Source organism: Candidatus Enterococcus myersii (genome assembly GCF_017316025.1).
In the GTDB taxonomy this organism is placed as follows: Bacteria; Bacillota; Bacilli; order Lactobacillales; family Enterococcaceae; genus Enterococcus_C; species Enterococcus_C montenegrensis.
The window spans coordinates 44641-61268 of record NZ_JAFLVT010000020.1; the positions used below are offsets into that span (position 1 = coordinate 44641).

The 16628-nt window shown below is 36.4% G+C and carries 16 protein-coding genes and 1 riboswitch; of the genes, 15 read left to right on the plus strand and 1 reads right to left on the minus strand.

Annotated features, from left to right (window positions below):
- Positions 1 to 33 precede the first annotated feature (33 nt).
- The 9 genes from JZO76_RS13390 (at position 34) to JZO76_RS13430 (ending at position 9062) form a co-directional block, all read left to right on the plus strand.
- Positions 34 to 903: a CvfB family protein gene (locus JZO76_RS13390; protein WP_206905586.1), complete on the plus strand. Its 870-nt coding sequence runs from the start codon at positions 34 to 36 to the stop codon at positions 901 to 903.
- A gap of 89 nt (positions 904 to 992) precedes the next feature.
- Positions 993 to 1439: a Fur family transcriptional regulator gene (locus tag JZO76_RS13395; RefSeq protein WP_206905589.1), complete on the plus strand. Its 447-nt coding sequence runs from the start codon at positions 993 to 995 to the stop codon at positions 1437 to 1439.
- A gap of 113 nt (positions 1440 to 1552) precedes the next feature.
- Positions 1553 to 2443: a site-specific tyrosine recombinase XerD gene (gene xerD / locus JZO76_RS13400; RefSeq protein WP_206905592.1), complete on the plus strand. Its 891-nt coding sequence runs from the start codon at positions 1553 to 1555 to the stop codon at positions 2441 to 2443.
- A 13-nt stretch (positions 2444 to 2456) separates the two neighbouring features.
- Entirely contained in the window at positions 2457 to 3212 is a 756-nt protein-coding gene (locus JZO76_RS13405) for a segregation/condensation protein A (RefSeq protein ID WP_206905595.1), read from the plus strand.
- Positions 3199 to 3777 (plus strand): SMC-Scp complex subunit ScpB, encoded by a 579-nt coding sequence (scpB, locus tag JZO76_RS13410; RefSeq protein ID WP_206905601.1) that lies wholly within the window; start codon positions 3199 to 3201, stop codon positions 3775 to 3777. The genes JZO76_RS13405 and scpB overlap by 14 nt, the downstream gene beginning before the upstream one ends.
- Positions 3778 to 3782: 5 nt before the next feature.
- Positions 3783 to 4502, plus strand: coding sequence for a pseudouridine synthase (locus JZO76_RS13415; protein WP_206905779.1), 720 nt, complete (start codon positions 3783 to 3785; stop codon positions 4500 to 4502).
- Between the two features lie 52 nt (positions 4503 to 4554).
- A riboswitch (FMN riboswitch) is annotated at positions 4555 to 4677 on the plus strand.
- A gap of 129 nt (positions 4678 to 4806) precedes the next feature.
- On the plus strand, positions 4807 to 5412 hold the full coding sequence (locus JZO76_RS13420) for an ECF transporter S component (RefSeq protein WP_206905606.1): 606 nt from the start codon (positions 4807 to 4809) through the stop codon (positions 5410 to 5412).
- Positions 5413 to 6038: 626 nt separating this feature from the next.
- The gene (locus tag JZO76_RS13425) at positions 6039 to 7541 is read left to right on the plus strand and encodes a YfcC family protein (protein WP_206905607.1); all 1503 of its coding nucleotides are present in this window, start codon (positions 6039 to 6041) and stop codon (positions 7539 to 7541) included.
- A 180-nt stretch (positions 7542 to 7721) separates the two neighbouring features.
- Complete coding sequence (locus JZO76_RS13430; protein WP_206905608.1) at positions 7722 to 9062, plus strand: M20 family metallopeptidase; 1341 nt, start codon at positions 7722 to 7724, stop codon at positions 9060 to 9062.
- Positions 9063 to 9255: 193 nt separating this feature from the next.
- Here JZO76_RS13430 and JZO76_RS13435 read toward each other — a convergent pair whose 3' ends face one another.
- A complete protein-coding gene (locus JZO76_RS13435) occupies positions 9256 to 9483 on the minus strand; it encodes a ferredoxin (protein WP_206905609.1) in 228 nt (75 codons plus the stop codon).
- A gap of 30 nt (positions 9484 to 9513) precedes the next feature.
- Here JZO76_RS13435 and JZO76_RS13440 point away from each other — a divergent pair, with 30 nt between their 5' ends.
- The 6 genes from JZO76_RS13440 to der all read left to right on the plus strand — a co-directional run bounded on the left by JZO76_RS13440 (position 9514) and on the right by der (position 16518).
- Positions 9514 to 10542 carry a helix-turn-helix domain-containing protein gene (locus JZO76_RS13440; protein WP_206905610.1) on the plus strand — a complete coding sequence of 343 codons (1029 nt, stop codon included), beginning with the start codon at positions 9514 to 9516 and terminating at the stop codon, positions 10540 to 10542.
- On the plus strand, positions 10526 to 11911 hold the full coding sequence (locus JZO76_RS13445) for a RecQ family ATP-dependent DNA helicase (protein ID WP_206905611.1): 1386 nt from the start codon (positions 10526 to 10528) through the stop codon (positions 11909 to 11911). The genes JZO76_RS13440 and JZO76_RS13445 overlap by 17 nt, the downstream gene beginning before the upstream one ends.
- Before the next feature lie 74 nt (positions 11912 to 11985).
- Positions 11986 to 12603 (plus strand): SAG1386/EF1546 family surface-associated protein, encoded by a 618-nt coding sequence (locus tag JZO76_RS13450; RefSeq protein WP_206905612.1) that lies wholly within the window; start codon positions 11986 to 11988, stop codon positions 12601 to 12603.
- 173 nt (positions 12604 to 12776) lie between these two features.
- Entirely contained in the window at positions 12777 to 13451 is a 675-nt protein-coding gene (cmk, locus tag JZO76_RS13455; protein WP_206905613.1) for a (d)CMP kinase, read from the plus strand.
- Positions 13452 to 13731: 280 nt separating this feature from the next.
- On the plus strand, positions 13732 to 14994 hold the full coding sequence (rpsA, locus tag JZO76_RS13460) for a 30S ribosomal protein S1 (RefSeq protein WP_206905616.1): 1263 nt from the start codon (positions 13732 to 13734) through the stop codon (positions 14992 to 14994).
- Positions 14995 to 15207: 213 nt separating this feature from the next.
- Positions 15208 to 16518, plus strand: a complete 1311-nt coding sequence (der, locus tag JZO76_RS13465; protein WP_206905617.1) for a ribosome biogenesis GTPase Der — start codon at positions 15208 to 15210, stop codon at positions 16516 to 16518.
- Positions 16519 to 16628 lie beyond the last annotated feature (110 nt).

Consider the following 16628-nt stretch of genomic DNA (forward strand, 5'->3'; position numbering starts at 1 on the left):
TTAGGCGCATGTGCGCAACAAGGAGAAAAAATTATGAATGAATTATTAGCTACTATTATTAGTGGAATGGTAACAGATGAAAACGAAACGGCCTATTTTGTCCAAAAAAACGGTGTGACGTTTCGTTTACCAAAAAGTGAAGGGGAGCACCAATTAGGCGAAAGCGTCACTGGTTTTGCTTATCAAAATCAACGGCATGAAAATGCTTTAACAACCAATATTCCGAAAAGTCGTAAAGGACACTATGCCTTTGCAACGGTTATTGCCACCAGACGAGACTTAGGTGTCTTTGTAGATATTGGTTTACCAGACAAAGAAGTTGCGGTTTCTTTAGATGAATTACCAACACTAACGGAATTATGGCCTAAAAAAGGTGATCGTTTGCTTATCGCTTTACGCGTCGATCAAAAAGACCGTATTTGGGGTACGCTGGCAGAAGAAAAAGTTTTTCGCTCTATGAGTAAAAAGGGCAAGGAAGAACAAAAAAATCAAAATATTACCGGAACCGTTTTTCGCTTGAAAATTGCTGGAACGTATCTTTTAACAGAAGATTTTTATCTTGGCTTTATTCATCCTAGCGAGCGATACCAAGAACCACGCTTAGGAGAAATCGTCTCAGGACGCGTCATTGGAGTGAGACCAGATGGCGTATTGAATGTTTCTCTTAAACCACGGGCCTATGAGGCAATTAGTGATGATGCAGAAATGTTATTGGCGTATTTGCGTCGTGCTAAAGAAAATAAAATGCCGTATACCGACAAATCTGATCCCCAAAGCATTCAAGAGATGTTTGGGATTAGTAAAGGACAATTTAAACGGGCGATGGGACATTTGCTAAAAGCAAAATTAGTGATGCAAAAAGATGGATTTACCTATCTAATTGAGAAAACAGGCCTTGTATAATTCTTGCTTTTTCCTTATAATAAGTATAATCTAGGGTTTGTAATTAAAGGCTAGTTTAGAATTATTATAAAGAAGGTTGCGGAGGATATATGGATACAACAACTACAATGAAAAAAGTGAAACAACAACTTCACGAAGCCGGATTCAAATTAACTCCGCAGCGGGAAGCAACGTTGTTAGTTTTATTAGAAAATGAAAAAGATCATCTCTCTGCTGAAGAAGTGTTCTTTTTTGTAAAACGAAAAAGTCCTGAAATTGGCTTAGCTACTGTTTATCGCACTTTAGAAATTTTAACAGAATTACACGTGGTGGATAAGGTTAGCTTTAATGATGGTGTTTCACGCTATGATTTAAGAAAAGAAGGAGCACAACATTTTCATCATCACTTGTTGTGTATTGAATGTGGCAATATTGAGGAAATTGAAGAAGATTTATTAGGTGACGTGGAAGAAATAGTCGAAAATAAATATCATTTTGTTGTCAAAGATCATCGTTTAACTTTTCATGGATTATGTCAAAATTGTCAAAAAAAATAAAGTTATGCCAGAGTCAATTGAAGGCTTTGGCGTAGCTTATTTTTTTATCTGTTATAAATGGGTTTCATTTGGTATGATGATAAAGGTGCAATTGAAGAAGGCAAGGGAGAATTATGCAAGAACAAATTACAGATTATTTACATTATTTGACAATTGAAAGAGGTCTGTCTGAAAATACAAAGAAAAGTTATCAACGAGATCTTTTACAATACCTCTCTTTTTTAGAAAAACAAAAGATAACTGACTGGCAAGAAGTCGATCGTTTTACAGTTGTTAGTTTTTTACAGGAACTAAAAGAAGGCAGAAAATCTAGTGCAACGATTGCTCGAATGATTACGAGTTTACGACGATTTCACCAGTTTTTACGGCAAGAACGCATTACAGATCATGATCCCATGCAACATATTGATTCTCCTAAAAAACAGCAAAAATTGCCAGATACATTAAGTTTAGGCGAAGTTGAACAATTGCTTGGCACACCTGATACCAAAGAAACATTGGGCTTAAGAGATCGAGCAATTTTAGAAGTGATGTATGCAACGGGCTTACGGGTCAGTGAATTGATTAATTTAAAATTAAACGATGTCCACTTAGAAATGGGATTGTTGCAAACTTTGGGCAAAGGCGATAAGGAGCGGATTGTACCTTTGGGTGATATCGCTATAAAATGGGTGCGTCGTTATCTCGCTGATGCCAGACCTTATTTGACTCGTAAAAATCCAGCAGAATCCTATCTATTTGTGAATAATCACGGTAGTGGACTTAGTCGGCAGGGAATTTGGAAAAATTTAAAGGCGATTGTACAAAAAGCCGGTATTTATAAAACGGTAACGCCTCATACATTACGCCACAGTTTTGCTACTCATCTGCTAGAAAATGGTGCTGATTTAAGAACGGTGCAAGAACTATTAGGTCATGCCGATATTTCCACAACCCAAATTTATACCCATATTACAAAAAAACGCATGACGGATGTCTATAAGCAATATTTCCCGCGTGCATAAAAGTTGGTGAATTATGAGTGAGATTAATGTTAAACTGGATGTTTTTGAAGGTCCATTGGATTTATTGCTGCATTTGATTCAAAAATTGGAAATTGATATTTACGATATTCCCATTGCAGCAATTACAGAGCAATATATGCAATACATTCATGCCATGCAGACTTTAGAGTTAGAAGTTGCGGGGGATTATCTGGTTATGGCAGCAACCCTTATGGCAATTAAGTCCAAAATGCTTTTGCCTAAACAGGAATTTGTGGCAGAAGAAGATGCTTATGAAGAAGATCCAAGAGAAGTTTTGGTCAGCCAGCTACTGGAATACCGCAAATTTAAATATGCAGCTGAAATCTTGTCAGATAAAGCCAAAGAACGCAGCGATTACTTTACCAAAGAACCTATGGATGTGGACGAGTATAAAGAGGATAGCCCACTTTTACCTGCGAATCAATTAAATACCATCGACTTGTTTTTGGCTTTTCATAATATGCTGGAAAAAAAGAAAAAGCGTCAGGTAATCGAAACGACTATTACTTCTGATGAAACCACCATTGAAGACAAGATGTCTGCTATAAAAATTGGATTGGCAAATTTAAAACCTCACGAGGGGAAAAATTTGGCTGATTTTTTACAAAACTATACAAAAAGTGAAGTTGTCACTACCTTTTTAGCGTTATTGGAACTGATGAAAAATGGAAGTGTGGCAATTGTTCAATCAGAAAACTATGGTGAAATTACCTTATATGCAACAGGAGAAAAAGATGAAGATCAGTGATTTAGAAGCGATTTTATTCGTAGTTGGAGACGAAGGAATTGGCTTAGAAGAATTAAGCTACTTATTAAATACCAAAACAGCAGAAACTTATGAAATGATTCAATTATTGCAAGGGCGCTATGACGAAGATGAAAACTCCGCATTGCATATTTTAGAAGTAGGGAATCATTTTGTTTTAACGACAAAAAAGAAATTTGCTCCGCTGCTAAAAAAATATGCGCAATCGCCTCTGTCAAATACCTTATCGCAAGCTGCGCTTGAAACGCTTGCAATTATTGCTTATAAACAGCCCCTCACTAGAATGGAAGTCGATGAGATTCGCGGCGTTCAATCTAGCGGCTCTGTTCAAAAATTAGTCGCCCGACAATTGATTGAAGAAAAAGGCCGAGTTAATGGACCAGGACGGGCAATTTTATATGGAACAACCGATTATTTCATGGACTACTTTGGTCTTAAAACATTAGGTGAATTGCCGGATATAGAAGCGATGGAAGACGAATTAACAGAAGATGTCCCGATGGATTTATTTTTTGATCGTTTCAAGGAAACAGAAAATGGAGGATAAGAATGATGGAGAGACTACAAAAAGTAATTGCCCATGCAGGCATTGCATCACGCCGTAAAGCAGAGGAATTAATCACGCAAAAAAGAGTCAAAGTTAATGGCACAACGGTAACAGAACTAGGAATTAAAGTCAGTCCCAAAGATCAAATTGAAGTAGATAACGTTCCAATTAATCAAGAAGAACCTGTTTATTTTATGTTTTATAAACCTCGTGGAGTCATATCTGCGGTTAGTGATGATAAAGGACGCAAAGTGGTAACGGATTACTTTATGGGAATTTCTGAACGAATTTATCCGGTCGGTCGTCTGGATTATGATACGTCAGGATTATTATTATTAACAAATGATGGTGCGTTTGCCCAAAAACTAACTCACCCCAAACACGAAGTCGATAAAGTTTATGTGGCTAAAGTAAAAGGCGTGCCAGAAAAACAACAATTACGGCCATTAAGTCGCGACTTGTATTTTGAAGGTGTCAAATATGCGCCAGCACGCTATGATGTTTTATCTGCTGATACAAAGGCACAAACCTCAATTATTCAACTAACGATCCACGAGGGTCGCAATCATCAAGTTAAAAAAATGTTGCAAGCAGTAGGTCTACCTGTGCAAAAGTTGAAGCGGGAAAAATATGGCAATTTAACCTTAGAAAACTTACGCCCCGGGGAGTATCGTCCTTTGCACAAAAAAGAGGTTAGCCAACTTTTAAATTTAGCCAAGAATTAATACTTGTAATTTTTCTCTTTTCTTATATAATGTAAGTGTAATTAAATACAAGGTTCGTCTTCAGGGGCAGGGTGTGATTCCCGACCGGTGGTAATAGTCCACGAACTGCATTAAGTTGCGGTTGAATCGGTGTAATTCCGATACCGACAGTATAGTCTGGATAAAGAAGATAGGGCTTATTTGAAGTAGCTTATTTCAGATAACTCTAACTCTATTTTCCCTGCATGGAAAATAGAGTTTTTTTATTGGAAAAGTTATTTCAAAAGGTTCGATTGAAGATGGGTCCTTACCTAGGAGGATTTCAATGAAGAACACAAAGGTACAAAAAATGGTGGCTGTTGCATTATTTGCAGCAATGGGAGTTATTTTACAGTATGTTGCGTTTCCACTTTTACCGGCTTTTTCTTTTATGAAAGTTGACTTTAGCGACATACCCGTAATGTTGAGCATGTTTTTATTCGGGCCGATGGCAGGGATTGCGACAGCTTTTATCCGTTCCTTATTACACCTACTTACAACCGGCTTAGAGTTGAGTAATTTAATTGGCGATGCTGCAAGCTTTTTTGCTAGTGTACTCTTTACTTTACCAATGTATTATTTCTTTAACGGGAATAAAAATGGTAATAAAAAAATTGCCAGAAAAGTTTTAGGAGTAACAAGTGGCGTTTTAGCTATGACGATTTTCATGAGTATTGCTAACTATTTTGTTATCACACCTGTCTATTTAAATGTATTAGGTCTGACAACTGATAAAATGTTAGGCATGTCACTGGCTCAATACGTTGCAATTGGTGTTGTACCCTTTAATTTATTAAAAGGTGCGATTGTCAGTGCAGCATTCTTAGTCATTTACACCAAATTGCTTCCATTTTTAGAGCAAAAACGACGTAAACAGCAACACATTGGTTAAAATTAAAAAGATGGCACAAATGTTGAGCAGACATTTGTGCCATCTTTTTTTGATAAGAATTTTTTAGCAATCGGTCAATCACTATCTCAAAACGTATCCTTCAAAAATAAAAAAACTTTTAAAAAATTAACAGTGGCTAAAAAACTTCCCACAAATTTAACTTATTGCGGAAATTTGTGTGTTTTGTGCCCAAATTTTCTAGCTAACTAGGATTATTAAAATACGAAATCTTTAATTCAAAAAAACATTGCTTTTTTTTAATGAAATAAAATACAAAAAGAAGCAAAATGATAAAGCGTTTTCATCTTGTTGGGTTTTTATATGCAATGAATTGTATAATAATCAAAAAGGTATTGTATAAAGAGAAATCCATCACGTTTTTAAGTGGGTATTTTTCATATTAGTAAAAAAATCTAGCGTTACAATTATTGTAGGAGTGGAACAAAGACCGTGGCAATCCGTTCTACTTACAAATTCGTACACTATAAAATGAATATGCATAATAACAAAAAGAAAAAGACGATAAAAAAACTTGTGTAATTATTTCCCAGATCGTCTTATCTTTGATAAAATAACTATGTAATCTATTTTATAGTTACAATATAGAAAAGAGAGGAAGAGAAAAAATGGAAAATACGCAAACGAAGAAAAAATTCCAGATGCCTTCAGCGTACACGGTATTATTCATTATCATTGCATTCATCGCCATTTTGACTTGGTTCATTCCAGCCGGTCATTATAAAGTGGACGATGCTGGTAACATTTTAGCAGGAACCTATGAACGGGTTGCTCAAAATCCACAAGGGTTCTACGATGTTATGATGGCACCAGTTTTAGGGATGTTAGGTTCTGATACAACAGATCCAGCTATCTCGATTTCATTTTTCATCTTAATCGTTGGGGGATTTCTTGGAATCGTTAACAAAACCGGCGCATTAGATGCAGGTATCGGCTCAATTGTAAAACGCTTTAAAGGCCGTGAAAAGAACTTAATCTTTATCTTATTACCAATTTTTGCTTTGGGCGGTTCAACTTATGGGATGGCCGAAGAAACAATTCCGTTTTATTCATTACTGATTCCAGTTATGATGGCGGTTGGTTTTGACTCTATCGTTGCTGTATCAATCGTGCTAATTGGTTCTCAAGTTGGCTGTTTAGCATCAACAGTTAACCCATTTGCCACAGGGGTTGCTTCTGATGCAGTTGGTATTTCAATGGCAGACGGTATGTTATTACGTATTATCATGTGGGTTGTCTTGGTGGGTATTTCAATTGCTTACGTTTATCGTTATGCAGCAAAAATTGAAAAAGATCCAACGCAATCAATCGTTTACAGCCAAAGAGAAGAAGACGCAAAACATTTCGATATTGAAGCAATTAACCGTCAAGAAGGCGTAACGAAAAAACAACGTAACGTAAATATCTTGTTTATCGTGACATTCTTCTTGATGATTTTGAGTTTAATTCCTTGGGAAGAATTTGGGATTAATATTTTTGCCAACTTTACTAAATGGCTATCCGGTCTTCCAGGTTTAGGCATGGTGTTAGGAAAAGATATGCTACCATTTGGTCAATGGTACTTCCCAGAAATTACAATGTTATTCTTATTGATGTCAATTATTGTTGCAATTGTTTACGGCTTTAAAGAATCAGACTTTATTTCTGAATTTTTAACGGGTGCTTCTGATTTAATCGGGGTTGCCATCGTCGTAGCTGTTGCCCGTGGTATTCAAGTTGTGATGAACAACGGGATGATCACCGATACCATCTTAAACTGGGGTGAAAAAGGACTTTCAGGTCTTTCATCTATCGTCTTTATCATTTTGACATTTATTTTCTACATTCCAATGTCATTTTTAATTCCATCAACATCTGGTCTTGCCGCAGCAACAATGGGTATTATTGGACCAATGGGCGAATTTGCTGGTGTTGGTAAAGATTTAGTTATCACAGCTTATCAATCAGCTTCAGGTTTGGTAAACTTAATTACACCAACTTCTGCTATTGTTATGGGTGCTGTTGCGATTGCCCGCATTGATATTGGTAAATGGTGGAAATACATCACCAAATTAATTGCCATTTTATTTGTGGCAATTTGTATCTTGCTTGCAATTGGGACAATACTATAAGATAGACAAATTTTCATAATTTGGCTAAGATGAAGTTAACTTTATATCTATAACTGAGTTTCTCAGTTTTAAAAAGAGAGTTTCGGTTATTCTTGAAGCTCTCTTTTTCTTATTTTTGGTAATTTGTAAAAAAGTTATGCAACTTTACTTTTTTACTTTTAAAATTTAGGAGGTAGTACAATGAAACAATTCGTTACCCAAAAGCATCACGAAGAAGCAGTCGAAGCATTAAAAAAATTAATCCAGGTTCCTTCAGTTTTAGATGAATCTGACAGTGGTGAAGGCCATCCATTCGGGAAAAACGTAGTGAAAGCTTTAGATCAAGTTTTAGAAATTTGTGATAGCATTGGTTTTCGGACGTTTAAAGATCCAGAAGGTTACTATGCCTATGCTGAAGTCGGTCAAGGAGACGATTTATTTGCGATTTTATGTCACATGGATGTAGTGCCAGCCGCCGAACAAAAAGGTTGGAATACTGATCCGTTTGATCCAGTCATTAAAGATGGTATTATCTACGGTCGCGGTTCCCAAGATGATAAAGGTCCTTCAATGGCTGCGTTATATGCTGTTAAAGCATTAATGGATGATGGTGTTGAATTTAACCAACGCATTCGTTTTATCTTTGGTTCTGATGAAGAAAACTTATGGCGTTGTATGGAAAAATATAACGAAAAAGAAGAAAGTGCAACAGCTGGAATCGCGCCAGACCACAGCTTCCCGTTAACATTTGCTGAAAAAGGTTTGCTACAAGCTTATCTTGTTGGCCCAGGAACGGATAAAATTGCTGTTAATGCTGGTGGTGCGCTAAACGTTGTGCCAGATACAGCTTCTTATGAAGGTGAACACGTAAATGCAGTCAAAGCTGCTTTAGACAAATTAGGCTTCCCTTATGAAATGGAAGGGGAGACAGTTGTTGTTCAAGGTAAGAGCGTTCACGCAAAAGACGCACCAGAAGGAATTAACGCAATTACGCGTTTAGCTATGGCATTAAGTGAAGTGGTCGACTTTGCTCCTTTGAATTTCTTAGGCAAACTAGTTAAGGAAAATGCAACAGGCGAAAATGTTGTTGGTAAAACACAAGATGCGCAATCAGGTGAGTTGACAATGAACTTTGCCAGTTTAGTTATTTCGCCAAAAGAAACTAAAATTGGTGTAGATATGCGCTTACCAGTAACAGTTAAAAAAGAAGAATTAGAAGAAAAAATTGCAGCAAAAGTGAAGGAATACGATTTGACTTATCAAGAATTTGATTGGTTAGATTCTTTATATGTCCCTCAAGATTCTACTTTAGTCAAAACATTATTAGCAACTTACCGGGAAATGACAGGGGATATGACAGAACCTGAAATTTCTGGTGGTGCAACTTTTGCCCGCACAATGAAAAATTGTGTAGCTTATGGTGCAATGTTTGAAGACACACCAGACTTTATGCACCAAGCCAATGAACAATGGGAATTAGACCAAATGTACAAAGCAATGGACATTTACGCTGAATCTATTTATCGTTTATGTGCAAAATAGTTTCACACAGCTCTAAACGAAAAAATTAACACAAATACCCAAACGCAATGATCTTCTTACTGACAGTTTTATAACTGTGAGATAAGGACAATCTTGAGCGTTTGGGTATTTTATTTCGTTTTTTCTATTATTTTGTTTTTTTTTCTGTTATTTCGTATGCTATTTAAAAGTAGTATTTTTAAAGTAATTTCAACTAGCGCGCTTTTTCTTTTTCAAGTAAAATTGCTCTGACAGGACATTTAGCAGCGGCTTTTTTTACTGCAGTGAGTTCTTTGGTACGTACAAACTGTTGGCTAGCTTCTGGTTCTTCTTTAAACAAAACGATACCTTCTTCATCGTAATCAAAAATATCGGGTGCATAAATTGCACAAAGACCACAGGCGATACAGCGTTCTGGGACAAGACGGCAAGTCGTCGTCATTTTTTCCACCAACTTTCAGGAGGATTTTTTATGAATCAATTTATTTTAGCCTTATTTTCAATGACTGACAAGTTAAAGACCAGCACGCTTTTTCATTTGCTAAAAGGCAAGCGAACATCAGCAATTATGAGTTATGCTTTTTTTACGAATTTATTACCTTTTTTAGGTTGCCAAGTAGATCTTTCTTTAAAAGTATTTGAAAATGCTATTGCCACGTTAGAAAAAGAAGGATTGTTGGTTAAAAGTGAGGCTGCAACTTATCGGATTACAGCCAAGGGACAAAGCCAATTGAACCTTCAGTTAAGAGAAAGTTTACTTGAAGTGGATTATTTTAATTTTGGTCGCAGTGATGAAAATTGTTTTCGACTACTGGCTTACTTTATTCAACAGGTTTCAAAGGGGCAAGAAAATTTGCGCCCTTTAGAGACAAGTCCGTTATTTACACGTCCAGTTGCCCAACTCATCACACAGCAAAAAGCAAGTCCGGATATTTTATATGAAGAATTAGCGCAACTTTTTAATAAACTAACACAAGTTGCAGGCGATTTTTTAGCACAACAATTTAGCGGGGCTACTGTTTTGGCTAAAACAGCTTATCAAATACTGCCAGACGAATATCAAAAGGAGCCTTGGAGTCAACTTTATCAGGCTAGTTGTCTGCACCCTTTATTAAAGGAAATAAAAAAAGCTCAGAAAAAGACGTTGTGTTATCAACTTTTAAAAGGTCTTTTACAACAGAATTATAACAAGAGCATGCTTTATACAAGACAACTCTTATTAGAAGAAAAATCAATTGGCGAAGTTGCACAGATTCGTGATTTAAAAGTCGGGACAATTTCTGACCATATTGTTGAATGGTCATTATACGAAGAAAGTTTTCCCTTTGAGCGCTTTATTTCAAAAGCCAGCCGGGAAAACTTAGATTTACTCGCTGCAAAAGAAGATGTATATGCCATGCGCTATAGTGCTGTAAATGAAAAATTTCCGTTGGATTTTATCGAGTTTCGTTTGTATCAAATTAAACAAAAGAGGGACGAAAATTATGATATTAGAGGATAGTCTAAAATACTATTTTGGCTTTACAACTTTTCGGCCTGGTCAAAAAGAAGTAATTACAGCACTATTAGCAAAAAAAGATGTTCTTGGCATTTTACCAACAGCAACTGGTAAAAGTTTGTGTTATCAGTTAGCCAGTTATTTAACCTCAGGGATGACAATTGTCGTGTCGCCGCTAATTGCACTAATGGAAGATCAAGTAAATCAAATACAGCCTAAATTAGGATCAGCGGTGGCTTTAAATAGTCAGTTGACAGCCGCAGAAAAAGAATTTGTCTTGCTTCATATAGCAGATTACAAGTTTTTATTTATTAGCCCTGAAATGCTATGGCAAAAAAAGGTTTTACAAGTATTAAAACGTCAAAAAATTGGCTTGTTTGTCATAGATGAGGCTCATTGTGTATCGCAATGGGGCATTGATTTTAGACCGGAGTATCGGCAATTAAATAAGGTCAAAGAATTTTTAGATAATCCCGTTACACTAGCGTTAACGGCAACGGCGACATCTTTTGTTCAAACCGATATTGCCCAACTTTTACTGGATAACGATTATCAGTTGGTAAAAAAATCAGTAGATCGAAAAAACATTCGTCTTTTTGTACAGCACACGCAAGAAAAATTGCCCGACTTAGAAAACTTATTAGAAAATATGCTCGGTCCGGGAATTATTTATTGCGCTACCAAAAAAACAGTAGAATTTCTTTATCAAAACTTAAAAGACAAATTTAATGTCGGCTTTTACCACGGTGGTTTAAATGGGAGTGAAAGAAGTCGCTTACAGTTGCAATTTCAAAGTAACCAACTTGATATCTTAATTGCGACTAATGCATTTGGAATGGGGATTGACAAAGGGGATATTCGTTTTGTTATCCATTTTGATCTACCTGACAGTATTGAAAACTATGTACAAGAAATCGGCCGCGCAGGACGGGATGGCAAGATAAGCCAGGCAATATTACTTTATCAAAAAAATGATGAAAAAATTCATCATTACTTCAAACAAATGCGCCAAGATGAACGTAGTGGTTTCCAACAATTGTTAAATGAACGCTCGGAAATAAATAGCGAACTACAAAGAAAGTGGCTTGATTTGAGTCAGAGTATAGGTTCTAACGAAGTGTTACAAGCGCTAAAAGTAAATGAGCAGGTGAAAAGTGATAAATTAGCTCAAATGCTAGCTTATATTCAAACGACTACTTGTCGCCGCGCTTTTATCTTAGATAATTTTGCTGAAAGTTTGCAACAAAAGCCGCCTGAGTGTTGTGATAATGACAATGCGGTCATAAAATATAGCCAAAGTGCACAAAAGAGAAGGACTGAAACAAAACATTGGCAGGAGATTTTCCTAAAATTATTTAAAGAAAACGATTGAAGTTATATTTTAGCGACAACAATAAAATGCCTATGGTATAATACACTGCGAAAGCTTTTCAGGAGGTAGGAACATTGAGTAAAAAGAAAAATGATTTTGACAACGAAACACAAGAACCATGGGAACAACCAATTTATGATACCGATGATGAAACTTCATCACGAGCACAACAGCGCCGTCAAAAGCGTGGAACATCAAAGTTCTTAGTTATTTTGGTCATCTTATTATCACTTTGTATCTTAGTACCAGCAGGCTTTGTTATGTGGTTAACACATGATAAGAAGAATGCCGATTCTACACCATCAACGGCTTCTTCGTCATTAGTTTCTTCAACCAAAGAATCATCGACTGAAGAATCTTCAACAGCCGAAAGTTCAACGACTGAATCTTCTGAAAGTGAATCAAGTTCAAGTTCAAGTGAAGAATCAGTACCAAGCTCAACGGAAAATAATCAACAAGAAAATCAAAATCAAGAGCAACAAAATCAAGCAAACCAAAATCAACAACAAAATCAAAATCAACAAGATCAAAATGCACAAGCTGGTGAACAATACATCACTGTTCAAAATGGTGAAGGTCCAAATCAAGTTGCAGCGCGAGCTGGGATTTCAGTTGATCAACTATATCAACTAAATGGCATTGATCCAAATAACTTCTTGTTATATCCAGGCCAACAATTACGAATTAAGTAAAAAATAGCCGCTCCAAAAATCACGGTATTTTTGGTTCGGCTTTCTTAATGTCTAGTTTTTTAATTTACTTTGTACATGCTAAGTTCCCACTTAAAAGCGAAGGTTACTTTAAGCGTTTGTTTAAAAAAGTATTTAAAAAACTTTTCTAATGTCTAAAGATAGGTGGCAAACAAATGGAAAAAATTAATATTGCAATTGATGGACCAGCTTCTTCTGGTAAAAGTACAGTAGCGAAAATTTTAGCAAAAGATTACGGCTTCATCTATACGGATACAGGGGCTATGTACCGTAGTGTGACTTTCATGGCGATTAAACATCACGTCTTATTTTCAGATGAAGCAGGGCTAGTTGCGCTAATCCATCGTTATCCGATTACGTTTAAACAAAGTGAAGCAGGACAATTGGTTTTTATTAATGGTGAGGATGTCACCTTAGCTATCAGAAAATCAGATGTCACCAATAACGTCTCTGAAGTTTCTGCCCATGAGTTAGTTCGCAAAGAGCTCGTTAAGCAACAACAAATCATCGCAAAAGACGGTGGTGTGGTGATGGATGGACGGGATATTGGCACAGCTGTGTTACCAGATGCTGAAGTGAAAATTTTTCTAGTTGCAAGTGTCAAAGAAAGAGCAGAACGCCGCTACAAAGAAAATCAGGCAAAAGGAATCCCAACAGATTTTGAAACGTTAAAAGCAGAAATTGAAAAACGGGATTACATTGACTCCCATCGTGAAGTCTCTCCTTTAAAACAAGCGCAAGATGCAATTTTAATTGATACGACCGGAAAAACAATCGTAGAAGTAGTGGCAATGATTAAAGCAGTTGTTAACGAAAAAGGTTATTTGTAATTTTTGAGACTTACACAGTTTAGGTGTAAGTCTTTTTATTTGGTGAAATGTTTTTTGTGTCGTTATAATAGACTAAGAGGCTAAATTTTATCTAAAGTAACCCTATCTTCGGATGAAATTTACTGGTAACACCAATTTTAAAGGGAAAAAACGCTAAAATGGAGCAATTTTCAAGAAATAATGGAAATCGCTTTATTTTTGGGGTAGAATAATTTAAACTTAAAATTGTAGTGTGTAGTGCACAGCGATCGATTAATTGTTGGTTAGGAGGACATATGTCATGACAGAATTTGAAAACAATCAAGTAGAAAACGGCGAATCTATGGCGGATGCTTTGGAAAGCTTCCAAGAAGTCAAGGTGGGGGATATTGTCAAAGGCGAAGTTTTAGCCGTTGAAGACAAACAAGCCATCGTCGGTATTGAAGGCGCTGGTGTTGAAGGGGTAGTTCCAGTTAAAGAATTATCAACTCTTCCAGTTGAAGATATCAACGAAGCTGTAAAAGTAGGGGATGTCTTAGAGTTAGTTGTCATCTCTTCGATTGGTAAAGATAAAGAAAACGGTAGTTACTTATTATCAAAACGCCGTTTAGATGCAAAAAAAGTCTGGGAAGATATTGAACAAGACTTTAAAGATGGCAAAATTATCGAAGCACCTGTTACCAATGTGGTTAAAGGTGGCTTAGTTGTTGATGTTGGCGTGCGCGGTTTTGTGCCAGCTTCAATGGTTGAAGATCATTTTGTAGCTGATTTTGAAGAATATAAAGGTCAAACTTTGACTTTCAAAATTATCGAAATTGAACCATCAGAAAATCGTTTGATCTTATCACATAAAGCAGTTGTGGAAGCACAAAAAGCTGTTCGTAAAGAAGAATTGTTAAGTTCTATTCACGATGGTGATGTGATTGAAGGGACAGTTGCACGTTTAACTGATTTTGGTGCCTTTGTTGACCTGGGGGGAATTGATGGTTTAGTTCACGTCTCTGAAATCTCTCATAGTCATGTCGACAAACCAAGCGATGCTCTAAAAGTTGGCGATAAAGTACAAGTAAAAGTATTATCGATTGATCCTGAAAAAGAACGTATTTCATTATCTATTAAAGATACTTTGCCTGGACCGTGGTCTGACATTGAAGAAAAGGCAGCAGTGGGAACAGTTTTAGATGGTACTGTAAAACGTCTAACAAGTTTTGGTGCTTTTGTAGAAGTATTTCCAGGAGTAGAAGGATTGGTTCACATTTCCCAAATTTCTCACAAACACATTGCCACACCTCATGAAGTATTGCATGAAGGTGACGAAGTGAAAGTGAAAGTTTTGGAAGTAAATCCTGATGAACATCGCATTGCGCTTTCAATTAAAGCATTAGAAGAAAAACCAGCTGAAGAAAAAGTTGTGGAAGAAGACAGCTATGAATTACCAGAAGAAAGTACTGGTTTTACAATGGGTGATATTTTAGGTCAAGCTTTAGCTGATAATGATGACGCAAATGAAGAAGCAACTGTTTCTGAAGATGCAAATGACGTCGTTAAAGAAGACGAAGAATAATTTCGTATAAGTTGTAAAAAATGAAGAGATACTGCATAATTTCTCTATGAGATGCAGTGTCTCTTTTCTTTTTTTTACTTGCATGTTGTCTGTGCTTTAGGTAAACTAAGAAAGATTGTGCAAGTGGACTGTATTATCAGATAAATTTTGTTACGATAAAGATAAAATTTTTTATTAAAAGAAATTGTTGTGAAGAAACGAGGAGGTAGAGTTATGGCAAATCCAACTCTTGCGATTGTCGGCCGTCCCAATGTGGGAAAATCGACAATTTTTAACCGCATTGCCGGTGAGCGTATTTCAATTGTGGAAGATACTCCAGGTGTTACGCGAGACCGTATTTATGCAAGTGGTGAATGGCTAGGTCGCGATTTCAGTATTATTGATACTGGTGGGATTGACTTAGGTGATGAACCTTTTATGGAACAAATTAAACATCAAGCAGAAATTGCAATTGATGAAGCTGATGTGATTATTTTTGTCACGAGCGCTAAAGAAGGCGTGACTGATGCTGACGAAATGGTCGCACGGATTTTATATCGCAGTAATAAACCAGTAATTTTAGCTGTCAATAAAGTCGACAATCCCGAAATGCGTTCTGAAATTTATGAGTTTTATTCTTTAGGACTAGGCGATCCGTATCCAATTTCTGGTAGCCATGGTTTAGGTCTAGGGGATGTATTAGACGAAGCTGTTAAACATTTTAGTGATGAAATGGAAGAAGAAGACGAAGGTGTTATTAAATTTAGTTTGATCGGTCGTCCTAATGTTGGAAAATCTTCTTTAATCAATGCAATTTTAGGTGAAGATCGCGTAATCGTTTCAGATATTGAAGGAACAACTAGAGACGCAATTGATACGCATTTTACTTCTGAAAACGGGCAAGAATTTTTAATGATCGATACAGCTGGTATGCGTAAGCGTGGCAAAGTGTATGAAAGTACCGAAAAATATTCGGTCATGCGAGCAATGCGGGCAATTGAACGTTCCGACGTTGTTTTAATGGTCTTAAATGGTGAAGAAGGCATCCGGGAACAAGACAAACGGGTAGCAGGCTATGCTCATGAGGCTGGTAAAGGAATGATTATAGTTGTCAACAAGTGGGATTTAGTTGAAAAAGAAACCAATACCATGCGCGATTTTGAAGCTGAAATTAGAGATGAGTTTCAATATCTGGATTACGCACCGATTATTTTCGTTTCTGCTGTAACCAAACAACGCCTAGGAAAATTACCAGAATTAATTGAAGAAGTCAGCATGAATCAAAATCTTCGAGTTCCATCAGCAGTCTTAAATGATATTATAATGGATGCGGTGGCAATTAATCCAACACCTACAGATAAAGGCAAACGTTTGAAGATTTTTTACGCAACGCAAGTGGCAGTAAAACCACCAACCTTTATTATTTTTGTGAATGAAGAAGAATTGATGCACTTTTCATATGCACGCTTTTTAGAAAACCAAATTCGGAAAGCCTTCACCTTTGAAGGAACGCCAATTCGAGTTATTCCAAGACGGCGAAAATAGCGATTTTATCATATTTTTATCGCTTTATCAAAAGATAACGCTCCCTTTTGATAAAAAGAATCATGCAGGTGAAAAAAGCTGCTTAAAATGCCCAAAATCCTTGATATTAC